Annotated in this window: 14 protein-coding genes and 1 pseudogene; 12 read left to right on the forward strand and 3 right to left on the reverse strand. The window is 71.7% G+C overall.

What is annotated here, in order from left to right:
• Positions 1-143 precede the first annotated feature (143 nt).
• Entirely contained in the window at positions 144-5,612 is a 5,469-nt protein-coding gene (locus tag D5S19_RS26380) for an ATP-binding protein (RefSeq protein ID WP_120026087.1), read from the reverse strand.
• Positions 5,613-6,023: 411 nt separating this feature from the next.
• Between D5S19_RS26380 and D5S19_RS26385 the strand changes: the two genes are divergently transcribed.
• The 8 genes from D5S19_RS26385 (at position 6,024) to metH (ending at position 17,849) form a co-directional block, all read left to right on the forward strand.
• Positions 6,024-7,565, forward strand: a complete 1,542-nt coding sequence (locus tag D5S19_RS26385; protein WP_120026088.1) for a sugar ABC transporter ATP-binding protein — start codon at positions 6,024-6,026, stop codon at positions 7,563-7,565.
• Complete coding sequence (locus tag D5S19_RS26390) at positions 7,562-8,548, forward strand: ABC transporter permease (RefSeq protein WP_120026089.1); 987 nt, start codon at positions 7,562-7,564, stop codon at positions 8,546-8,548. The genes D5S19_RS26385 and D5S19_RS26390 overlap by 4 nt, the downstream gene beginning before the upstream one ends.
• A gap of 23 nt (positions 8,549-8,571) precedes the next feature.
• Positions 8,572-9,582, forward strand: coding sequence for a substrate-binding domain-containing protein (locus D5S19_RS26395; RefSeq protein WP_120026090.1), 1,011 nt, complete (start codon positions 8,572-8,574; stop codon positions 9,580-9,582).
• A 5-nt stretch (positions 9,583-9,587) separates the two neighbouring features.
• Positions 9,588-10,997: an L-fucose/L-arabinose isomerase family protein gene (locus tag D5S19_RS26400; RefSeq protein WP_120026091.1), complete on the forward strand. Its 1,410-nt coding sequence runs from the start codon at positions 9,588-9,590 to the stop codon at positions 10,995-10,997.
• Positions 10,998-11,197: 200 nt separating this feature from the next.
• Positions 11,198-11,611, forward strand: a complete 414-nt coding sequence (locus D5S19_RS26405) for an SsgA family sporulation/cell division regulator (RefSeq protein ID WP_120026103.1) — start codon at positions 11,198-11,200, stop codon at positions 11,609-11,611.
• A 323-nt stretch (positions 11,612-11,934) separates the two neighbouring features.
• Complete coding sequence (locus D5S19_RS26410) at positions 11,935-13,473, forward strand: carboxylesterase/lipase family protein (protein WP_233574183.1); 1,539 nt, start codon at positions 11,935-11,937, stop codon at positions 13,471-13,473.
• A gap of 4 nt (positions 13,474-13,477) precedes the next feature.
• Positions 13,478-14,080, forward strand: a complete 603-nt coding sequence (locus D5S19_RS26415) for a maleylpyruvate isomerase N-terminal domain-containing protein (RefSeq protein ID WP_120026092.1) — start codon at positions 13,478-13,480, stop codon at positions 14,078-14,080.
• Between the two features lie 169 nt (positions 14,081-14,249).
• Positions 14,250-17,849: a methionine synthase gene (metH, locus tag D5S19_RS26420; protein ID WP_120026093.1), complete on the forward strand. Its 3,600-nt coding sequence runs from the start codon at positions 14,250-14,252 to the stop codon at positions 17,847-17,849.
• A 71-nt stretch (positions 17,850-17,920) separates the two neighbouring features.
• Here the strand turns inward: metH and D5S19_RS26425 are convergent, their stop codons facing one another.
• Positions 17,921-18,343, reverse strand: coding sequence for a MarR family winged helix-turn-helix transcriptional regulator (locus tag D5S19_RS26425; protein ID WP_120026094.1), 423 nt, complete (start codon positions 18,341-18,343; stop codon positions 17,921-17,923).
• 57 nt (positions 18,344-18,400) lie between these two features.
• On the opposite strand from D5S19_RS26425, the gene D5S19_RS26430 reads away from it, so the two are divergent.
• From D5S19_RS26430 to D5S19_RS26445, 4 genes and pseudogenes are all read left to right on the forward strand, one after another.
• Positions 18,401-18,931, forward strand: a complete 531-nt coding sequence (locus tag D5S19_RS26430) for a DUF6790 family protein (RefSeq protein ID WP_120026095.1) — start codon at positions 18,401-18,403, stop codon at positions 18,929-18,931.
• A 653-nt stretch (positions 18,932-19,584) separates the two neighbouring features.
• Positions 19,585-19,740, forward strand: a pseudogene (locus tag D5S19_RS33625) (glutamate synthase-related protein); the annotation flags it as partial.
• Between the two features lie 118 nt (positions 19,741-19,858).
• Positions 19,859-20,233, forward strand: a complete 375-nt coding sequence (locus tag D5S19_RS26440) for an STAS domain-containing protein (protein ID WP_120026096.1) — start codon at positions 19,859-19,861, stop codon at positions 20,231-20,233.
• A gap of 3 nt (positions 20,234-20,236) precedes the next feature.
• Positions 20,237-20,671: an ATP-binding protein gene (locus tag D5S19_RS26445; RefSeq protein ID WP_120026097.1), complete on the forward strand. Its 435-nt coding sequence runs from the start codon at positions 20,237-20,239 to the stop codon at positions 20,669-20,671.
• A 223-nt stretch (positions 20,672-20,894) separates the two neighbouring features.
• Here the strand turns inward: D5S19_RS26445 and D5S19_RS26450 are convergent, their stop codons facing one another.
• A complete protein-coding gene (locus tag D5S19_RS26450) occupies positions 20,895-22,508 on the reverse strand; it encodes an AMP-binding protein (RefSeq protein WP_120026098.1) in 1,614 nt (537 codons plus the stop codon).
• Positions 22,509-22,547 lie beyond the last annotated feature (39 nt).

The raw sequence follows: 22,547 nt of genomic DNA on the forward strand, positions 1-22,547 counted from the left end.
TCCGTCAGGGGCACCCTCACGGACCCGAAACCGGTCGGGCAGCCACGGCTCTCTCTGCTGATCACGGGTCCTCGACCAACTTTGCCGGGACCCTGGACGCTGGGGCTGTGAAGGGACCCTTCACAGCTTTGCCCGAGACCGGGTCAGCGCTTCAGGCCGTGCTCGATCGCCTCGATGATCCGCGGCCGCAGCTGGGCCACGCTCACGATCGCGTCCACCGAGCCGACCTCCACGGCGCGCTCGATGCTGTGCACCCGGTCGAACTCCGCGGCCACTTCGCCGAGCTTCTCGGCGCGGACGGTGGCCCGCACCTCGGCCAGCTCGGCCGCGCGGGCGGCCCGTTCCGCGCCGCCCGCCTCGGCGACGAGGGCCTGCAGCCCGCTCACCCGCGGGTCGTTCGCGGTGCGGGTGTTGACCTCACCGGCGAACACCACCGCGGCGGCCGGGGCACCGCCCAGCACCGAGGCGAACGAGCCTTCCAGCGCCAGCACCGTCATGTTCGGGTTGAGTGCCTTGGAGAACACCACGAACGCGCCGCCGTGGTAGCGGGAGATCACGGTGAACACGATCGGGCCCCGGAAGTTCACGACCGCGCGGCCGATCTCCGCGCCGTACTCCAGCTGCAGCTTCCGCATCGACTCCGGCGAGCCGTCGAAGCCCGACAGGTTCGCCAGCACCACCAGCGGACGGTTGCCGCTGGCCGCGTTGATCGCGCGCGCCACCTTCTTCGACGAGCGCGGGAACAGCGTGCCCGCGGTGTAGGTGTCCGGCCCGTCGTTGGGCGGGAACCCGCGCCGTGGCACCGGCTTCGACTCGATGCCCACCAGGCAGACCGGCCGTCCGCCGATGTGCGCGTCCTGCACCGCCGCGGTGTCCGCGTCCGCCATGCCCGCCCAGCGTTCCAGTACCGGATGGTCCTGATCGGACAGTGCGCGCAGCACGGTGCGGATGTCGAACGGCTTCTTCCGGTCCGGGTTGTGCTCGGCCGAGAAGATGTCGCCGACGCGGGTGAACTCGCTGCCGGGGATGGCGTGCGGGTAGGCCGACATGTCCCGGGTCACCGGGTCGTTCGTGACGGCCTGGCGCGGGCCGGGCTCGCCGGGCACGACGTAGGCGTGGTCGTAGTGCGCCATCAGCACGTCACGGGCACCCGCCAGGTCCGGCGCCCAGTACTGCGCCTGCCCGTTCGGGCCCATCACGCGGTCGTATCCGCCGATGCCGAAGTTGTCCTCCGCGGAGACGCCACCGGAGAAGTCCAGGGACTGCTTGCCGGTGAGCACCATCGCCGAGTCCGGCGTCATCACCAGGATGCCCTTGGTGTGCATGAGCATCGTCGCCTCGGCGTTCCAGTACGGCTGGCCGCCCACGGTGATCCCGGAGATGACGATGTTGATCTCGCCGCCGTCCTGGGTGAACTCGACGATCCGCTTGAGCGCGGCGGCGATCCAGTCCATGTTCTCCACGCCGGAGTCCATGGAGATCTTCGCCCCGGCCGAGAGCGCGAACCACTCCACCGGCACCCGCAGCCGCTCGGCGAGGTCGAGGGCGCCGATGATCCGCGCGCACTCGGGCTCGGCGAGCGCGCCCAGCGCCTTGGTCGGGTCACCGAGCAGGACCACCCGCCGGACGCCTTCGGGCACCCGCGCGGTCGGCGTGCTGACCACCCCGGCGACGATGCCCGCCGTGTTGCCGCCCTTCGGCCGGTCCACCGGCACCAGCGCGCCGGTGTCGTCGAGATCGTGCTCGGCGAAGCTGCCCGCGCCGGCGAGCAGTTCGGTCAGCTCGTACGGGTAGACGGTGTCCCGCCGGGCGGCCCGCAGCACCTTCTGCCGGTAGTCGTCCAGCGGCTGCACCGGCTCCGGATCGGGGGTGCCGACGGTGAGCCGCGCGCCCGAGCCGACCTCGTTGCGGATGGTCACCGCGACGTCGGTCAGCTCCCCGGTCTCCGGGTTCCGGCGGCGCGCCAGGAACAGGATCTCCTCCAGCCCGGCGCCCGCCGTGGTGGGCAGCACCCGCGAGGCGAGCAGGTGCAGCTCCTCGGTGGTCAGCTCGCTCGGCGGCCACACGTAGACCACGATCCGGTTGGTGTCGAAGCGTTTCCGGGCCGGGCGCTGCGACTGCACGGAGCGGATCGCGGTGAGGCACGCGGCCAGGACGTCCTCGGCCGCGGGCAGCGCCACCAGCCGCCCGTCCGTCTCGCGCAGCGGGGTGAGGTCGCGCACCTGCGCCATCGCGACCAGCCGCTCGTCGGCCGGGTTGGTCTTCGCGGCGCAGTTGAACAGGTACACCTCCTCGTCCGCGGACGGCAGCCGGGTCAGGTCGAACTCCTGCAGCCGCTCCAGCTGCATCCGCGCGGCCACCCGCGGGTGCAGCCCGCGGATCAGCCGGTCCTCGGCGAAGGCGCCCTCGCCGGTGCGGCGGAAGGTGAAGTGGTGGTGCATCACCGCGCCGCCGCCACCGGCCACCGTGGCGGTGATCCGGCCGAGAGGCGCGGGTAGCGGCTGCGCCGCGAGCGCCGTTTCCAGCCGCGCGGCCATCGCGTCGCCGTCGGGCTGGTCGGCCCAGCGCAGGTAGACGTCCGCGACGACCGGGCCGGTCGCGTCCGCGGACAGCTCGGCCAGCGCCCGCGTCGCGTCCGGCAGCTGCGGGAAGTCGACCGCGGTCGTGAGCACCCGCGCCGGCTCACTGTGCTCGGCGGTGACGAACGCGCAGCCGGTCACGGTGCGGCCGCGCACCTCGGACAGGGTCTTGTTGCCGTAGTAGCGCCGGGTCAGCACCTCCAGCAGCGGCGCCGGATCGGCGCCGGGCCGCCCGATGCGCTGGCCCAGCAGCCGGACCAGCGGCTCGGAGCTGGCCACCATGGCGGCGATCCGCTCCGGGCGGTCCGCCGCGTCCGGGTTGCTGTCCAGGTGCCGCAGATGCCCGCGTACGTCCGCGTACACCTCCGCGCGCGCCCGGCGCAGCATCGGCTGCGCGAACCAGCGGAAGACCACCCCGCGGGCGAGGTCGCTGACCGCCGGGAACCGCAGCTGGGTGGCCGCGACCAGGTGCTCCAGCGCCAGGCCGGCCTCCTCGCGCAGCGCGCCGGTCGGCGGGGCCTCGGTCAGCCAGGCCCGCAGCAGGGCGGACACGATCGCGACGTCGCCGGCCGACCGCTGCTGGGCCAGGAAGATGCGGAAGACCGCCTCCTCCAGCTCCGGCGTGCGGTCCAGCTCGCTCACGCCGTAGTGGGCGAGTACGCGGCGCAGCCGGGCCTGGAACTTCTCCGGCAGCCCGGCCCGCTCCACGTCCAGGCTCTGCAGGTAGGTGTGGAAGTACTCGCGCGAGCTGTGCACGTGGCCGGTCCCGCCGAGATCGTCGGCCGCGGGCTTGGTGCGGCTCAGCTCGGACAGATCGGCGAACATCCGCAGCAGCGCCACTTCGTGCACGATCGCGGGGCCCGCGTCCGGCTCGGCGCGCGCGGCCAGGTACCCGGCGAGCACGCGGCCCTCGTCGTGCGGATCCGCGTCGAAGCCGAGCAGCAGCCCGGCCAGGTCGCCCCGGCCGCGCTCGGCCCGGACCCGCGCGGTCACGGCGGGTTCGGCGGGCAGGTCGATCTCCGCGATCTGGGCCTGCTCCACGGTTTCGGCCACGTCGTCCTCGGCGAGCGGTTCGAGCCGCAGCAGCGGGGCGCCGGTCTCCACCTGGCTGCCCACCGACACCGGCAGTTCCTTGACGCGGGCGCGGAACGGCGCGCGCAGCACCGTCTCCATTTTCATGCTCTCCAGCACGAGCACCGGGGCGCCGGCCTCGACCTCGTCGCCCGTCGCGAGCGGGGTGGCGACCACCAGCGCGGGGGCCGGGGAGCGGACCACGCCGCCCTCGTCGAGGCTGACGCGGTGCGTCACGCCGTCGACCTCGACCAGGTGGGTCGGCCCGTGCGTGCCGATGACCAGCCGGAACCGGGTGCCGTTCACGGTGATCTGGCCACTGTGCTCATCGAAGCGCTCGATCTCGACGTCGGCCGGGTGCACCTCGCCGCCGCCGCTGAGGCCGACCCGGAACCGCTTCGGCCCGATGCGGGCCACGGTGACCCGGTAGGACACGCCGCGCAGCTTGAGATCCAGCGGACGGCCGCTCTCGTGCCGCGCCTGCGGACGGCCGCCGTGCGCGGTGGACAGCAGCCGCTGCAGGCCGGCCTCCTCCTCGTCCTGGTAGGCCTCGATCGCCGCGGCGGCCAGCGCCACCGCGGAATGCCGGGTGGTGACCAGCCCGCCCTCGCCGCGGACGCGGTCGATCCAGCCGGTGTCCGCGCTCGCGTCGAGCACCGCGGGCTGGTCGAGCAGGTCCAGCACGAAGCTCTTGTTGGTCGCGCCGCCCTCGATCAGCACGGAGGTCTCGCGCATCGCCCGGCGCAGCCGCGCCAGCGCCTGGTCCCGGTCGGCGCCGTAGGCGATGATCTTGGCGATCATCGAGTCGAAGTCGGCCGGGATGGTGTCGCCCTCGCTCACCCCGGTGTCCACGCGGATGCCCGGCCCGGCGGGCAGCAGCAGCCGCGCGATCCGGCCGGGGGAGGGGGCGAAGTCGCGGTCCGGGTCCTCGGCGTTGAGCCGGGCCTCCACCGCGTGCCCGGCCTCGGCCGGCTGCGGGCCGGTCAGCTTCCCGCCGCCGGCCACGTGCAGCTGCAGCCGGACCAGGTCGGTGCCGGTGGTCAGCTCGGTGATCGGGTGCTCCACCTGGAGCCGGGTGTTGACCTCCAGGAAAGCGAACAGCTTCTCGCCCGGGTGGTAGAGGAATTCCACGGTGCACGCGCCGCGGTAGCCGACCGCGACCGCGAGACGCTCGGCGGAGGCCTTCAGCTCCGCGGTCTGCGCCGGGGCGAGCACCGGCGAGGAGGACTCCTCGATGATCTTCTGGTTGCGGCGCTGCACGGAGCAGTCGCGGACGCCGAGCGCCCACGCCGTGTCGCCGTCGGCGATCACCTGGACCTCGACGTGCCGCGCGCCGGTGACGAGCCGCTCCAGGAACACCACGCCGCTGCCGAACGCGCGCAGCGCCTCCTGGCTGGTGCGTTCGTAGGCCTCGGCCAGCTCCTCGCCCGAGGACACCTTGCGGATGCCGCGCCCGCCGCCGCCCGCGGTGGCCTTGAGCATCAGCGGGTAGCCGATCCGCTCGCCGGCGCGCAGCGCCTCTTCGAGGGTGGACACCTCGCCGCCGCTCCACGGCGCGACCGGGACACCGACCTCCTCGGCGATCAGCTTGGCGCCGATCTTGTCCCCGAGCCGGCGCATCGCGTCCGCGCTCGGCCCGACGAAGGTGATCCCGAGCTTCTCGCACAGCTGCGCGAACGCCGGGTCCTCGGCCACGAAGCCCCAGCCGACCCAGGCCGCGTCGGCCCGGGTCTCGGCCAGCGCGGTCTCCAGCTTGGCCAGATCCAGGTACGGGCGGGCGGACGCGGGCCCGAGCGGATAGGCGACGTCGGCCTCACGCACGAACGTCGCGGTGGCGTCCGCGTCGGTGTAGAGCGCGATCGTCTCGATCCGCTCACCGGTCTCCGCGGAGAGATCCCGGACCGCATGGATCAGCCGCATCGCGGCCTCCCCGCGGTTGACGATGGCGACACGACTGAACACGGACTGAGCCTCCCAAAATAACCCCGGAACACCACGCGCGGCGGCGCCGCCCGGCTTGCCGGGCCACCGCCTGTGCCGTCTTACACACTGCTCCTAGGGCACCGCTCGGCGCACTGTTCCGGATGACGCACGCCGCGCCTGCCGGATTGTAGGAACCCGCCAAATCCTCCTGCGGACACCGGCCCGCAAGCCCGTTTCACGAGCGGTATGCCACAAATCACGTGGGTATGAACCATGGCGCGGCGGGCGTGTGACGATCGGCTGAATCCCCGGTGTCCGGCGACCTCCGGAGCGGTCCGGGCGGGGGCCCCGCCGGTCACGCTTCCTTGTGACCCTTGACACACCATCGGGTCACCCCTACCTTACGTCGGTAATCGATTTCCCGACGCGGGCACGGCCGGGGGGCTGGTCATGGGCGACGGCGGAGTGCTGGTCGAGCTGGCCGGTGTCGGGCGGACCTACGGCGGGGTGCGTGCGCTGCGCTCGGTGGATCTCACCGTGCGCGAGGGGGAGGTGCACGCCCTGCTCGGGGAGAACGGGGCGGGCAAGTCCACCCTGCTGAAGATCCTCTCCGGGCAGGTCGCGCCCGGGTCCGGGGTGGTCCGGATCGGCGGCAGGCCGGTCCGGTTCACCCGCCCCGGTCACGCGCGCCGCGCCGGGGTCGCGATGATCCACCAGGAGCTGGACCTGGTCCCCGCGCTTTCCGTGGCGGAGAACGTGTTCCTCGGCCGGGAGCCGCACACCCGCCGGGGCACGCTGGACCGGCGCCGGATGGCCGCGCGGACCCGGCGGGTGCTCGCCCGGTGCGGGGTGGATCTCGATCCGCGGGTCCCGGTGGACCGGCTGCGCACCGGTGAGCAGCAGCTGGTCACCATCGCCAAGGCGCTCTCGCTGGATGCCCGGATCCTGCTCATGGACGAGCCCACGTCGGCGCTTTCGCCGCGTGAGGTCGACCGGCTGTTCGCCGTGGTCGGGCAGCTGCGCCGGGACGGGGTGGCGATCGTCTACGTGTCGCACCGGATGGACGAGATCGGCCGGATCGCCGACCGCGCCACGGTGCTGCGCAACGGCGCGGTGGTCGCCGAGTTCGCGGCCTGGGAGCTGACCGCGGAACGGGCCGCGGAGGCGATGGTGGGCCGGCCGGTGGACCAGATGTTCCGCGCCGCCAATGGATCCAGTGTCGGAACGGACGACGTGTTGCGGGTGGAGGATTTCGCCGTGCGCTCGCGACCGGGGCGCCGCGAGCCGGACGGGATCACGTTGTCGGTAAAGGCCGGGGAGATCGTCGGGCTCGCCGGATTGCTCGGCGCGGGGCGCACCGAGCTGCTCGAAGCCCTGTACGGGGCGTCCGGTGCTATCGCGGTGCGTGGGCGAATCTTCGTGCGTGGCAAGGAATTCCGGCCATGGTCTCCGCGTCGCGCGCTGCGTGCCGGGATGGCGTTCGTGCCCGAGGACCGGCGGACCGCCGGGCTCGCGCTGGAGCATTCCGCGGTGGCGGGCACCGTGCTGTCCATTGTGGACAGGCTGGCCCGGTTCGGGCTGGTGTCCGCCCGCCGCGAGCGCGACGCGGCGAAGGGCGCGGCGGACCGGCTGGGGGTGCGCGCGGATTCGCTGTCCGTCCCGGTCGGCTCGTTGTCCGGCGGGAATCAGCAGAAGGTCGTGCTGGGCCGGGCTTTGCTGACCGAGCCTTCGCTGCTGTTGCTCGACGAGCCGACCCGCGGCGTGGACGTGGGGGCGAAGGCGGAGATCTACCGGCTGCTCGGCGAGACCGCGCGGACCGGCGTCGGTGTGCTGCTCGCTTCGTCCGAGCCCGCCGAGCTGGTCGGGATGTGCGACCGGGTGGTGGTGCTGCGCGACGGACGCAGCGTGGCCGAACTGGACACGGCGATGGCGGGCGAGGCGGATCTGCTCGCCGCCTCGATGGGCGAGATACCGGCGGGAGGGCCGCGATGACCGCGCGGGGCGCCCTGGCCGTGGTGTTCCGGTTCCAGAGCGTCTTCGGGCTGGTACTGGTGTTCGCGGCGGCGATCGTGTTCTCCCCGCACTGGGGCGGGGACCTGGTGTTCCTGGACAGTCAGAACCTGTTCAACGTGGTGCGCGCGATCTCCGAGATCGGCATCATCGCGGTCGGCATGACGCTGGTGATCCTGGTCGGCGGGATCGACCTGTCGGTCGGCTCGGTGGTCGGGCTGGCCAGCGTCGGTGCCGCCGAACTGCTCACCTCCGGCTGGGGGCTGGTGCCGGGGGTGCTGACGGTCCTCGCGATGGGCCTGGTCTTCGGGGTGGTGCAGGGGATCGCGAGCGCGCGGTTCCGGATCCAGGCGTTCATCGTCACGCTCGCCGGGATGCAGATCGCGCGGGGGCTGGCCCGGATGTGGTCCGGCGGCGAGGGCGTGTCGATCACCTATGGTGACGGGCCGGGCCAGGCGCCCGTGCCGTTCTCGCTGCTGGGCGAGCGCACTTTCGGCGGTGTGGTGCCGATCCCGGCGCTGATCTTCGCCGCCATCGCCGCGCTGGCCGTGCTGCTGTTGCGGTCCAGTGCGTTCTCCCGGCACGTGTATGCGATCGGTGGCAACGAAAAGGCCGCCGTGCTGTCCGGGGTGCCGGTCACCCGGGTGAAGATCCTGGTCTTCGGGCTGTGCGGGCTGCTCGCCGCGGTGGCCGGCATCGTGCACGCCGGGCAGCTCAACTTCGGCGGCCCGAACGACGGCACCGGCTACGAGCTGAACGCGATCGCCGCTGTGGTGATCGGCGGCACCAGCCTCACCGGCGGGCGTGGCTCGGTGTCGGGCACCGTGGCCGGCGCGCTGCTGGTCGGTGTGCTCGACAACATCCTCCAGCTCAACGACATCGATTCGAACGTGCAGCTGATCGTGGTCGGCGTGGTGATCGTGCTCGCCGCGGGTGTGCAACGGCTGCGCCCGGCCATCGCGTGAGCACGTGTCGGAAAGGGGAACGCATGTCCGCAACCACCCGCCACGGGGCGGCCCTCGCCGGACTGGTCCTCGTCTCGGCCCTCGCCGCCTGCGGCACCACGCACGAGAACGCGCCCGGCGCGGCTTCGGCGGGCGGCGCGTCGGCCCGGGCCTGCCAGGGCACCGGCGGCAAGTACACCATCGGGATGAGCCAGGCGAACCTCGCCGAGCCCTACCGGGTCCGGATGAACGACGACATCCGCCGGGCCGCGGCCGGCGTCGGCCGGTTCAGCGTGCACTTCGCCGATGCCGCGCAGGACAACGCGAAACAGGTCGAGCAGGTCAACACCTTCCTCACCCAGGGCATCGACCTGCTGATCATCAGCCCGAACGAGGCCACGCCGCTGACCGCGGTGGTGCAGAAGGCGTACGCGCAGGGCATTCCGGTACTGGTGCTCGACCGCAAGGTGGACGGCGAGGGCTACACCTCGTTCATCGGCGCGGACAACGTGGACATCGGCCGTCAGGCCGGCCGGTTCTTCGCGGACACCCTGCTGCCTCACGGCGGGAAAGTGGTGGAGCTGAAGGGGCTCGCCGGGTCCACACCGGCCAAGGAACGCAGCGACGGTTTCGACCAGGGCATCGCCGGGCACGGCATCACCGTGGCCGGAACCGCGGATGCGGATTGGTTGCGGGACAAGGGACAGCAGCAGGCCGACGCGCTGCTGAAGGCGCATCCGGACGCGCAGGCGTTGTTCTCCGCGAACGACCCGATGGCCGAGGGCGCGCGGATCGCCGCGCAGAACGCCGGGCGGGCCGATCTGCCGATCACCGGGATCGACGGCCTGCCGGTACCCGAAGGCGGGATCAAGGCCGTGGAGGCCGGACGGCTCTCGGCCACCTTCGTCTACCCGACCGGCGGCGCCGAGGCGATCGCCGCGGCGAAGAAGCTCCTGCTCGATTGCCGGCAGGTGCCGAAACAGCAGACCCTGCCCACCCGCCTGGTCACCCGCGCCGACGCGGCCCAGGTCTACACCGACTTGAACCGGAGCTGAGCACCATGGCGCGAATCGGCCTGATCGCCGTCTCGGACGGGCGGGAGCACGTGCACCGCCGCAACACCGGATTCATCCAGTCCACAGTGGACGCTTTCGCGGCGGCGCTCGCCGCGGCCGGGCACGAGGTGGTCTCCGGCGGGCAGGTGGCCACGAACACCACCGCCACCGCCGCGGCCCGGTCGGTCGCCGCGGCGGGCGTCGACCTGACCGTGCTCTACTACGCGGTCTGGGCGTTCCCGCACTTCACCATGCTCGCCGCGGACGCCACGCCGGGGCCGCTGCTGCTGGTCGCGAGCACCGATCCGGCGGAACCGGGCCTGGTCGGGATGCTCGCCGCGGGCGGCGCGCTGGACCAGATCGGCCGGACCCACACCCGGTTGTGGGGCGCTCCCGGCGATGCCGGGCTGATCGAGGACATCGGTGCGCAGGCGCGGGCCGCGGCCGCGGTGGCCGCGCTGCGCGGGTCGACGTTCGGCCGGTTCGGCGGGCGTCCGATGGGGATGAACACCGCGGTCGCCAACACCGACCAGTGGATGCGCACGTTCGGCGTCGACGTCGAGGAGATCGATCAATACGAGCTGGTGCGCCGGGCGGAGTCCGGGGACCTCGCCAAGGAGGCCGGGCGCGGGCGGGAATGGCTGGAGCGGTACGCCACGGTGCACTACGACGGCGACCGGCTCACTCCCGAGCTGCTGGAGCGGCAGCTGCGGCTCTATCTCGCGGTACGCGACGTGGCGGCCGAACGCCACCTGGACTTCTCCGGGATCAAGGCCCAGCCGGAGCTGACCGAGCACTTCGCCACCGCCGACGTCGCCGAGGCCCTGCTCAACGACCCGTACGACTGGAACGGCCCCAAGCCCGTGCACGTTACGGCCACCGAGGCGGACATGGACGGCGCGCTCACCATGCAGCTGCTGCACCTGATCACCGGGACGCCGGTGCTGTTCGCGGACGTGCGGCACTACCACCCGGACCGGGACGTGTGGGACCTGTGCAACTCCGGTCAGCACGCGACCTGGTTCGCCGCGCGCAGCGACGATCCGGCGGAGAACCTGGCGAAGGTGCACCTCTATCCGGAGGTGTTCTTCTTTCCGGCGGGCGGGGCCTCGGTGCAGCACATCGCCGCGCCGGGCGAAATGACGCTGGCCCGGCTGAGCCGGCTCGACGGCGAATACCGGCTGCAGCTGATGCTCGGCCAGTTCGAGCGATTCGACGAATCCACCACCGCCGAGCTGGTCTCGCGGTCCACTCCGGAATGGCCGCACGCGTTCGCGCGGCTCGACGTGCCCGCGGCCACCTTTCTGTCCGGTTTCGGCGCCAACCACGTGCACGCGGTGCCCGGCGACCGGCGGCGGGAGGTGCGCGTGGCGGCCGCCCGGATCGGCGTGCGACTGGAAGAATGGCGCAGGTAGCCGCCCTCCGCGGCCGGCGCAGCGCTCGCGCGTTTGCCCGTTCGTGTCGTTTTAGTTGCCCTCCCGGTGACCATCTGAGAGATCTGTCTCCACCAAAGGGGTGAAAGATCGCGAGCGGTGCAGCTTCTTCTCTCACGTGGGGTTACTTATGAAAGGAGAAACTCAAAAGTAAACCGGTGAATGCGAAGGAGGTGGCGGACATGGGTATCGAGCCACCGGTCGTCCGCGCGACGGTCATTTTCGGACTACGTACGTTCGGTGCGGTTCCGCTCCCGGTGCGTGCCGACCTGGAGTACGACGCGGCGGACCCGTACGCGGTGTCCGTCGGCTACCACGCCGGCACCGGGGTGGTGCGCTGGCTGTTCGGGCGGGATCTGCTCGCCGACGGCCTGCTGGCGCCCGCCGGGGACGGCGACGTCCGGGTGCGGCCCGCCGCCGACGAGAGCCAGGTCCTGGTGGAGCTGAACGCGCCGGACGGGTCCGCCGTGCTGGAGGCCGAGGCGGCCGAACTGGCCGATTTCCTCGACCGTACCTACGACGAGGTGCCCTTCGGTGACGAGGCACTCTGGTTCGACTTCGACCGGGAACTGTCGAAACTGGCCATGCGCGACTGACCATTCTCGCCCGAGATGCGGCTCCGGCCGGTCGCGCGGGGGTTTTCGGCCCTGCGGCGACCGGGCGATGGGGCAGGTATGACGGCCGGGACGCCTCCAGCGTTCCGCAGGTCGGGCCGAACAATGGCGTGTGCATTCCGCGGCCGGTTTCCGGCCTTTCGGCCCCCTGACGAGCGTCGCCCGCACTGTTGCGGGGCAGTCCCGCTCGCCGCGTGAAGAAGTCTTCGTCACCGCGAAGCCGGTCAACGACCTGTACCGCCGCGGTTGACCTCTCTCTTGATCCCTCGCCCGGCCGGGTGAACCGGCCCGGTATCGTCCCGCCGGTGGTGGAGGCGGTTTTCGGCGCGGTACGGCGAGGCCTGCCGGCGGTACTGGGGCTCGTGCTGGCGCTGGCCGCCTCGGCCTGCGTGGCCTCGGACGCGGCCGTCGGACGGGTCGGCGACGTGGTGCGCACGGCCTCGGGACTCGTCCGGGGCACGGCCGCCCCGGATCACCGCCTGTTCCAAGGCATTCCCTACGCCGCTCCGCCGGTCGGTGAGCGGCGGTGGCAGCCGCCGGCGCCCGCCGCGGCGTGGCCGGGGGAGCGGGACGCGACGAAACCCGGCCCACGCTGTCCCCAGGCACCGGCCGGGGCCACGGCGACGAGCGAGGACTGCCTCACCCTGAACGTCTGGACCCCGGCTGCCGGGTCCGCCTCCCGTCCGGTGCTGGTCTGGCTGCACGGCGGCGCGTTCGTCAACGGCGGCGGCGACCGGTACGACGCGCGGCGCCTGGCGACCCGCGGAGACGAGGTCGTGGTCACGATCAACTACCGTCTGGGTGCGCTCGGCTTCCTCGCCGATCCGGCGCTCGATACGCAGCCGGGCAACTACGGGTTCCTCGACCAGCAGCAGGCCTTGCTCTGGGTGCGCGACAATATCGCGGCCTTCGGCGGGGACCCGGCCGCGGTGACCATCGCGGGGGAGTCCGCGGGCGGGATGTCGGTCTGCGATCACCTGGTGGCCCCCGGCTCGCGCGGGCTGTTCCGCGCCGCGATCGTCCAAAGTGGACCCTGCGGGCAGCAGGCGACGTTGGCGGACGCAGAAAAGGCGAGCGTCGCGTACGCGGCGGCGCACGGCTGCCGGGACCGTGCCACCGCGGCGGCCTGCCTGCGTGCGCTGCCGCCCGGGAAGCTGCTCGACGCACCTCGGTACGCCTCCCTCGCCGGGATCGAGCTTCCCGGCCCGGTCACCGGCGGTTCCGTGCTGCCGCAAGCGCCGCCGGAGGGCATCCGTCGCGGGGCCGCCGCCCCGGTGCCGGTGCTGCTGGGTACGACGCACGACGAATTCACCTACTTCCTCGCCGAAGAGACCGCCTCCAGCGGACAGCCGATCACCCGGCACGGCTATCCCGAGGCCCTGCGCCGAATCTTCCCGGACGCAGCCGCGGTGGCCGCCGAATATCCGGTGGACGCGTTCAGCGGCAACGCTTCCCTCGCCTACGCGGCCACCGTCACCGACTCCGTCTTCGCCTGCCCGGCCGCTCGGATGGCCGCCGCCCTGCCGTCCACGTCGACGTACGAGTTCGCCGACCCGGCCGCGCCGGGTGCGAAAGACGTGTCCGCACCGTTCCCGCTCGGTTCGCCGCACACCGCCGAGCTGTCGTACCTGTTCGACATCGACGGCGTACCGGCCGCGTTCAGCCCGGCGCAGCAGCGTTTGTCCGATCGGATGGTGGACGACTGGACCGCGTTCGTGCGCACCGGCCGGACCGGGACCACGGTGTCGTACCGGCCGGACGGCGTCGGGCCGCTCACCGGCTTCGCGAAGGACCACCACTGTGGGTTCTGGGCCACCCGGCCGGGGCCGGTAATGCCACGATGACGCCATGACGGTGACTGCGGACGACCTGGAAGAGGCGATCGAGTACGTGGCAGCGGCGCTCGGGCCGCACACCGACGGTGACTGGACCCGCACGGCCGGCGGACTGGACTGGGACTGCCGGACGACCGCCGAGCACCTCGGTGACACGCTCCTCTCGTACGCGGCCCAGGTGGTCAGCAGCCCGTCCGACCACTACGTCCGGTTCCTCGCCACGGCCGACGCGCAAGCTTCACCCGCCGAACTGCTCGAATTCGCGTTGACCGGCGGACGCCTGCTCGCGGCAGCAGTCCGTACCGCAACTCCGCAGTCGCGGGCCTACCACCCGACCGGGCGGTCCGACCCGGCCGGCTTCGCCGCCATGGGCTGCGTCGAACTCCTGCTGCACGGCGACGACCTCGCCCAGGGCCAGGGCGCCGCGTTCGGTCCGCCGCGCGGGATCTGCGCCCGTGTGGCCGTCCGGTTGTTCCCCGATCAGGAGCCGGCCGCGGACGCCTGGGACACGCTTCGCTGGTGCACCGGCCGGATCGCGCTGCCGGGCCGGCCGCGCCGTACCGAGTGGTCGTGGCGTGGAGCGCCGCTCGACGATGGCTCGGGGCCGGCTCGGTAACAGCGTTTCGCGTCTCGCGGAGTGAACGCGGCTGCCCACCCGGCGGTCACTTCCGGTAGTCTCGAGGGCCAGGTCGAGAGGCGCTGCAACGGACCCGGCGGTCCGCCACGCTCGGCCGATCGCACCACGATCCCAAGGGCGCCTCCGTGACTTCAGCTGCGGAGGTGGCATGACCGAGAACCTGCGGGCCCTGCTCGATCGGCGAATCGCCGTGCTCGACGGCGCATGGGGCACCATGCTGCAGAACGCCGGCCTGACGCCCGCGGACTACCGCGACGACTGGCTCGACGGGCATCACAAGGACGTCACCGGCGACCCGGACCTGCTCAACCTCACCTGCCCGGACGTGGTGCTCGACGTGCACCGCCAGTACCTGGCCGCGGGTGCGGACATCACCACCACCAACACCTTCACCGCCACCTCGATCGGACAGGCCGACTACGGCCTGGAGCACAAGGTGCGCGAGATGAACCTGCGCGGCGCCCGGCTGGCCCGCCAGGCCGCGGACGAGTTCGGCGGCCGGTACGTGGCCGGTTCGGTCGGCCCGCTCAACGTCACGCTGTCGCTGTCGCCGAGGGTCGAGGACCCGGCCTACCGCGCGGTCACCTACGAGCAGGTCAAGGACGCCTACGCCGAGCAGATCGCGGCGCTCGCCGAAGGCGGCGTGGACGTGCTGCTGATCGAGACCATTTTCGACACGCTCAACTGCAAGGCCGCGATCACCGCGGCCCGCGAGGTCGCGCCGCGGCTGCCGCTGTGGATCTCGGTCACCATCGTGGACCTGTCCGGCCGCACGCTCTCCGGGCAGACCGTCGGGGCGTTCTGGCAGTCGATCGCGCACGCCAAGCCGCTGGTGGTCGGCCTCAACTGCTCGCTGGGCGCCGCCGACATGCGGCCGCACGCCGAGGAGCTGGCGAAGATCGCGGACGCCTACACCGCCTGCTACCCGAACGCCGGGCTGCCCAACGCGTTCGGCGGCTACGACGAGACCCCGGAGGAGACCGGCGGCGCGCTCGGCGAGTTCGCCGGGGCGGGCATGGTCAACATCGTCGGCGGCTGCTGCGGTACCACCCCGGAGCACATCGCGAAGATCGCCGAGGCCGTCGCGCAGGTCCCGCCGCGGCCGGTGCCGGTGCTCGCCCCGGCCACCCGGTTCTCCGGCCTGGAACCGTTCACGATCGGCGCGGACACCGGGTTCGTGATGATCGGCGAACGCACCAACGTGACCGGTTCGGCGCGCTTTCGCAAGCTGATCGAGGCCGGCGATCACCAGGCCGCGGTGGACGTCGCGCTGGAGCAGGTCCGCGGCGGCGCCAACCTGCTCGACGTGAACTTCGACGCCGACCTGCTCGAATCCGAGCAGGAGATGACCACCTTCCTGAACCTGATCGCGACCGAGCCGGAGGTCGCGCGGATCCCGGTGATGGTCGACAGCTCGCGGTGGAGCGTGCTGGAGGCCGGGCTGCGCTGCGTGCAGGGCAAGGGCGTGGTCAACTCGATCAGCCTGAAGGAGGGCGAAGGCCCGTTCCTCGCGCAGGCGCGGCGGATCCGCGACTACGGCGCGGGCGTGGTGGTGATGGCCTTCGACGAGAAGGGCCAGGCCGACACCGCCGCGCGCAAGGTGGAAATCTGTTCGCGGGCCTATGATCTGCTCACCCTGCAGGCCGGTTTCGACGGTACGGACATCATTTTCGACCCCAACGTGCTCGCCGTGGCCACCGGTATCAGCGAGCACAACGGGTACGCCAAGGCATTCATCGACGCGCTGCCGCTGATCAAGGAGCGCTGTCCGGGCGCGCACACCTCCGGCGGTATCTCGAACCTGTCATTCTCCTTCCGCGGCAACAATGTCGTGCGCGAGGCGATGCATTCGGCGTTCCTGTTCCACGCCGTGCGCGCCGGGCTGGACATGGGCATCGTCAACGCGGGCCAGCTCGCGGTGTACGAGGACATCCCGAAGGATCTGCTGGAGCTGGTCGAGGACGTGCTCTTCGACCGCCGCGAGGACGCGACCGACCGGCTCGTGGAGTTCGCCGAGACGGTCAAGGGCAGCGGCACCAAGCGGGTCGTCGACCTGTCCTGGCGGGAAACGCCGGTGGCGCAACGGCTTTCGCACGCACTGGTGCACGGCATCGTGGACTTCATCGAGGAGGACACCGAGCAGGCGCGGCAGTCCTTCGACCGGCCCCTCGAGGTGATCGAGGGGCCGCTGATGGACGGCATGAAGATCGTCGGGGACCTGTTCGGCGCCGGGAAGATGTTCCTGCCGCAGGTGGTCAAGAGCGCGCGCGTGATGAAGCGTTCGGTCGCCTACCTGGAGCCCTACATGGAGGCGGAGAAGGAGAAGATGAAGGCCGAGGGCCGCATCGAGACCTCGCGCGGCCAGGGCAAGGTCGTGCTCGCCACGGTGAAGGGCGACGTGCACGACATCGGGAAGAACATCGTCGGCGTGGTGCTGGGCTGCAACAACTACGAGGTGATCGACCTCGGCGTGATGGTGCCCGCGGCGAAGATCCTGGACACCGCGGTGGCCGAGCACGCGGACGTGGTCGGGCTGTCCGGGCTGATCACGCCCTCGCTGGACGAGATGGTCTCGGTGGCCACGGAGATGCAGCGCCGCGGGCTGAAGCTGCCGCTGCTGATCGGCGGGGCCACCACTTCCAAGCAGCACACCGCGGTGAAGATCGCCCCGGTGTACGACCACAGCACGGTGCACGTGCTCGACGCGTCGCGGGTGGTCGGCGTGGTGTCCGATCTGCTCGACACCGACCGCTCCGACGTGCTGGACGCGAACAACCGTGCCGAACAGCAGCGGTTGCGCGAGCAGCACGCGAACCGGCACACCACGCCGTTGCTGACCCTGGCGCAGGCGCGCGCGAACAAGGAGGAGGTCTCGTTCGCAGGGCTGCCGGTGCCGGAGTTCACCGGGGTGTGCGTGCGGGAGCCCTCGATCGCCGAGCTGCGCGAGATGGTCGACTGGCAGTTCCTGTTCCTGGCCTGGGAACTCAAGGGCAAGTACCCGGCGATCCTGGACCAGCCGGTGGCGCGGGAGCTGTTCGACGACGCGAACCGGCTGCTGGACGAGATCATCGAGAACGGTTCGTTCCACGCCCGCGGCGCCTACGCCTACTGGCCGGCCCACGCCGAGGGCGACGACATCCTGCTGGAAGGCGAGTACGCGAACTTCCGGTTCCCGATGCTGCGCCAGCAGACGCAGAAGCCGGAAGGCCGGGCGAACCGCTGCCTCGCCGACTACATCGCCCCCGAAGGCGACCATCTCGGCGGTTTCGCGGTCGCCATCCACGGCGCGGAGACCCTGGCCGCGCGCTACGAGGCCGACCACGACGACTACCGCGCGATCATGGTGAAGGCCCTGGCCGACCGTCTCGCCGAGGCGTTCGCCGAGTACCTGCACCTGGAGGCCCGCCGCCGCTGGTTCGAACCGGACGCCGAGCCGGAGCTGGCGGACTTGCACGCGGAGCGCTTCCGCGGCATCCGCCCGGCGCTGGGCTACCCGGCGAGCCCGGACCACAGCGAGAAGCAGGACCTGTTCACCCTCCTCGGCGCCGCCGAGCTGGGCATCGGCCTCACCGAGTCGTACGCGATGACCCCGGCCGCCGCGGTGAGCGGCCTGATCTTCGCGCACCCGGCGTCGCGGTACTTCACCGTCGGCCGGCTGGGCCGCGACCAGGTCGAGGACTACGCCGCACGGCGCGGGATGGAGCTGGCCGAGGTGGAGCGCTGGCTCCGGCCGAACCTGGCCTACTGACCGCCTGCCGTCCCGCCGGTTGAACGCTGTGAAGGGTCCCTTCACGGACGCAGCGTCCGTGAAGGGACCCTTCACAGCTTTGGGTCGAGCAACTCCGCCAGCCGGAGGGTGTCCCGCAAGTACTGCTCGTACGGGAACCCGGCGGCCAGCAGGGTGGTGCGGAGTTCGTCGTAGAGCGGTTTCCCGCCGTCGTGGAAGGCGGTGCGGCCGGTTTCGGTGACGGCGACCAGCCGGCGCCTGCCATGGGCGGGGTCGGGGCGGATCTGGACCAGGCCGGCGGCTTCAAGCGGGCGCAGGGCGCGGCTGATCGCAGGGTCGGACACCGAGAGCGCCTGGGCCAGCTGGTGCTGGGTCACCGGCTGGATCTCCTCCAACATGCCCAGCAGCCGCAGCTGGCTGTAGCTGAGCCCGCCGGAGTCGTCGACGCGCCGCCGGGTGGCCTCGCCGAGCAGGTACACCACGCGATGCAGGGCATCGGCCAATCCGTCGTCCACACGGGAGAGCATACCGGAGTCTTGACGCATTAATATTAACCATGCAAGATTCAAGTCATGACCGAAACCTCGTACCTTTTCCAGACCGCGGTCCCGCTGATCTGGCCCGCGGCGGCGGCCGGCGCGCTGATCCGCACCCGGCGCAGCCCCTCCCGGCAGGCGACGCTCGAAACCTGGCAGCGGTGGTGGAGCATCGTCGCGCTCGGCTGCGGGAGCCTGTGGATGACGATCGCGTTCCTCGGCTTCCCGGACGTGATGGCCACGGCGATCGGCTTCGCGCGCACCCCGTTCACCTTCGAGATCGCCTTCGCCAACCTCGGGCTCGCGGTCATGGGTTTGCGCGCCGCCTCGTCCTCGGCCACCTCGCGCGAGCGGATCACGATCGGCCTCGGCGCCGGAATGTTCTTGTGGGGAGCGCTGATCGGCCACGTCTACCAGTGGTTCGCCAACGGCGATCACGCGCCGGGCAACACCGGCGGGGTCCTGGTCTCCGATCTGCTCCTCCCCGCGGTGATGATCTTCCTGGTCCATCGCTCGCGCCGGCTGTCGTCCGGCCGAACCCGCCCGGCCGCCGCGGTGCTCGGCTGAACCCGGTCCGAAGTGGATTCCGGCCTGCGCGGTCTCGCCACGGCGATTGGTTTCGACGCCGTGGCGAGACTCAGCGTTGTCCGGTTCGGGGTGGTCGCGGGGTTCGCGCTGCTCGCGGTGGTGGTTTCGCCGTGGTGGTCGCTCGCGGCCCTGCTGCTGCTCACGCTGACCGCGACCGGAATGTACGACCTCGTCCAGCGGCGGCATTCGGTCCTGCGCAACTACCCCGTGCTCGGGCACGCGCGGTTCCTGCTGGAAAGCCTCCGCCCCGAGCTGCATCAGTACTTCGTGGAGCGGAACTTCGACGGCCGCCCGTACGACCGGGACGTGCGCACCATCGTCTACGAACGGGCGAAGGGTACCGCGGCGGAGCAGCCGTTCGGGACCGAGCGGGACGTCAACATCGGCGGGTACGAGTTCTTCGTGCCTTCGCTGGCGCCGGTTCCCGGATCTGGTGGCCGCCGCGGGTGCGGGTCGGCCCGGACTGCACCCGGCCTTACGACATGGGCTGCTGAACGTCTCCGCGATGAGCTTCGGCGCGCTGTCGTCCAACGCCATCCTGGCCCTCAACCAAGGCGCGGCGCGCGGCGGTTTCGCCCACGACACCGGCGAAGGCGTACCACCTGCGCGGGGGCGGCGACCTGATCTGGGAGATCGGTACCGGCTACTTCGGCTGCCGGACCCCCGACGGCGGTTTCGACCCGCGGGAGTTCGCCCGGCAGGCCGGGCACGAAGCCGTGAAAGCGGTGTCGCTGAAGCTTTCCCAGGGCGCGAAGCCCGGGATCGGCGGGGTGCTGCCGGGCGGCAAGGTGACCGCCGAGATCGCCCGCGTACGCGAGGTTCCGATCGGCCAGACGGTGATTTCCCGCGCTTGCCCGGCCCGCTGCCGCCTGGCGCTCCGCCCACGCTTGGGGCACCATCGGACCGGTGACGGTTTCCGGGGACGGGGCGGGCGGCGAGCTGCAGGTCACCGTCCGGTGGCGGGGTCCGGCCGCAGTGCTCACCGTGGGCGGCGAGATCGACCTGGTCACCGCGCCGGAGCTGGACGAAGCGGTCGGCGGGGTGCTGGACGGCGGGCCTGGCTTACTCGTCGTCGATCTGCGCGAGGTGGATTTCCTCAGCTCGTCCGGGCTGCAGGTGCTGGCCGGCGCGCACGGCAGGCTGGACACGGGGGCGCTGCGCGTGGTGAGCACGTCCACGATCACCACGCGGCCGTTCACCAGCACCGGCCTCGACGAGTGGATCAAGCTGTTCCCCTCGGTCGACCAGGCGCTGGCCGGGGTCGCCGGAACGGGCGGTTGAGCATTGCCCGTTCCTTCCGCCATCGACGTGCTGAGCCTCCACGGCGTACCTGCCGAACCGCTCGCCCTGCGCTCCCTGCGGCACCGCTTGCTGGAATGGGCGCTGTCCGCGGGCATTCCCGTCGACCAGGCGCACGACATCGTCCTGGCCGGGTACGAGGCACTGGCGAACGTCGCCGACCACGCCTACTGCGACGGCGAACCCGGCCACGTCGACCTCGACGCGTCCCTGCACGCCGATCGCGTCGAGCTGGTGATCACCGACCACGGCAGCTGGCGCCCCGCCGACGAGGACCGCACTCCGGTACCGGTCCGGGGCCGCGGCCTCCTGCTGCTACACGCGAGCGCCGACCGGGCGGACGTCCGGACCGACGCGGGCGGCACCGTCGTGACACTCGGCTGGAACCTCGGCGACGCCCGCACCGCAGAACTGCCGTGAAGGGCATCTTCACAGCCTCTGGGTCCAGGGTGTCGGCAAAGTTGGTCGGGGACCCGGCAGTGGGCGATGCGGAGGTGTGTGCGACCACCTCGTGGCGTGCGCCGGACCGGTTTCGGGTCTGTGAAGGGACCCTTCACAGACTCAGAGTCCGTGAAGGGTCCCTTCACGGACCTCTACACCGACTTTGCCGGGGCCCTGGCCTCTGGGTCCGTGAAGGTGCCCTTCACAGACTGGATTCGGCGGCGCGGCGGCGGAGCAGGTACCGCTGCACCTTGCCGCTGGGATTGCGCGGCAGCTCGGGGACGAACTCCACCCGCCGCGGGTATTTGTACGGTGCGGCAAGGGATTTCGCGAAGTCCTGCAGTTCGGTGACCTTGGCCGGACCGGCCTCGGCGCCCTCGGCCAGCACCACGTACGCGGCGACCACCGAGCCGCGTGCTTCGTCCGGCGCCGCGACCACGGCGCATTCCAGCACGTCGGGATGGTGCAGGAGCACTTCTTCGACTTCCGGTCCGGCGATGTTGTAACCAGATGACACGATCATGTCGTCACTGCGCGCGCGGTAGTGGAAGTAGCCGTCGGAGTCGCGTACGTAGGTGTCGCCGGTGAGGTTCCAGCCGTCCTCGACGAACACCGTCTGCCGGTCGTCGGCCAGGTAACGGCAGCCGGTCGGGCCTTGCACGGCGAGCCGCCCCGGCGTGCCGTCGGGTACCGGGTGGCCCTGGTCGTCGACGATCCGTGCGTGGTAGCCGGGGACGGCGCGGCCGGTGGCGCCGGGGCGCGCGTCCTCGTCGGCGGCGGAGATGAACACGTGCAGCATCTCGGTGCTGCCGATCCCGTCGATCAGCCGGCGTCCGGTGGCCTCGTGGAAATCGGTGGCCACCGATGCGGGCAGCGCTTCGCCCGCGGACACCGCGCGGCGCAGGCCCCGGAGCAACGGCCTGCGGTCCGACGCCAGGATCGCGCGATACGCGGTGGGTGCGGTGAACAGCACTGTCACGCCGTGGTCGGCGACCAAATCGGCCAGTTCAAGTGGCGTGGCGCGTTCGATGAGCAGCGTCGCCGCACCGGCGCGCAGGGGGAACACCAGCAACCCGCCGAGCCCGAAGGTGAACCCCAGCGGGGGAGTGCCGCAGAACAGATCAGCGGGTTCGGGGCGCACCACATGCCGGGAGAATGTGTCGGCGATGGCGAGCAGATCGCGGTGAAAGTGCATGGTCGCCTTGGGCCGTCCGGTGGTGCCCGAGGTGAACGCGAGGATCGCGACGTCGTCGGCCGAGGTTTCCATGTCCGCGAAGGTGGCCGGCCGGGCCTGGCAACGGGCGGCGAGGTCGTCGGCCGCGACGCTGCCGTAGGCGACGACGGGGAAACCGAAGGACGCCAGCTCGTCCGGATAACGGTGATCGCACACCGCCAGCACGGGTGCGCAGGCCTCGACGATCTCGGTCAGTTCGTGCGCGCGCAGCATCGGCATCGTGGTGACCGCGACCGCTCCCGCCTTGAGCACTCCCAGCCAGCACGCGGCCAGCCACGGCGTGTTCGGCCCGCGCAGCAGCACCCGGTTGCCCGGCACGACCCCGAGCGCTCTCAGCTCGCCCGCCACCTGGTTCGCGCGCGCGAGCAACTCGCCGTATGTCCAGGAATCGGTGGGGGACGACACCGCGCGCCGGTCGGCGCCCCAGTGCCGCACCGCGTCGTCGACCAGCCGGGTGGCCGCGTTCAGCCGGTCCGGGTACTGCAGTTCGGGCAGCTCGAACCGCAACCGCGGCCATTGTGCGCGTGGCGGCAGGTGGTCCCGGCAGAAGGTGTCGACATGGGCACTCGGCAGCAACGGCACGGCGGACCTCCCGGCGGGCGCGGACACTGCGTACTGTAA

The organism is Amycolatopsis panacis, from assembly GCF_003600245.1.
Taxonomy (GTDB): domain Bacteria; phylum Actinomycetota; class Actinomycetes; order Mycobacteriales; family Pseudonocardiaceae; genus Amycolatopsis; species Amycolatopsis sulphurea.

Bases quoted from the DNA above. Each gene is read 5' to 3' on its own strand.
- D5S19_RS26385 (WP_120026088.1), top strand. From the start codon at position 6,024: ATGGGCGACGGCGGAGTGCTGGTCGAGCTGGCCGGTGTCGGGCGGACC.
- D5S19_RS26390 (WP_120026089.1), top strand. From the start codon at position 7,562: ATGACCGCGCGGGGCGCCCTGGCCGTGGTGTTCCGGTTCCAGAGCGTC.
- D5S19_RS26395 (WP_120026090.1), top strand. From the start codon at position 8,572: ATGTCCGCAACCACCCGCCACGGGGCGGCCCTCGCCGGACTGGTCCTC.
- D5S19_RS26400 (WP_120026091.1), top strand. From the start codon at position 9,588: ATGGCGCGAATCGGCCTGATCGCCGTCTCGGACGGGCGGGAGCACGTG.
- D5S19_RS26405 (WP_120026103.1), top strand. From the start codon at position 11,198: ATGGGTATCGAGCCACCGGTCGTCCGCGCGACGGTCATTTTCGGACTA.
- D5S19_RS26415 (WP_120026092.1), top strand. From the start codon at position 13,478: ATGACGGTGACTGCGGACGACCTGGAAGAGGCGATCGAGTACGTGGCA.
- metH (WP_120026093.1), top strand. From the start codon at position 14,250: ATGACCGAGAACCTGCGGGCCCTGCTCGATCGGCGAATCGCCGTGCTC.
- D5S19_RS26430 (WP_120026095.1), top strand. From the start codon at position 18,401: ATGACCGAAACCTCGTACCTTTTCCAGACCGCGGTCCCGCTGATCTGG.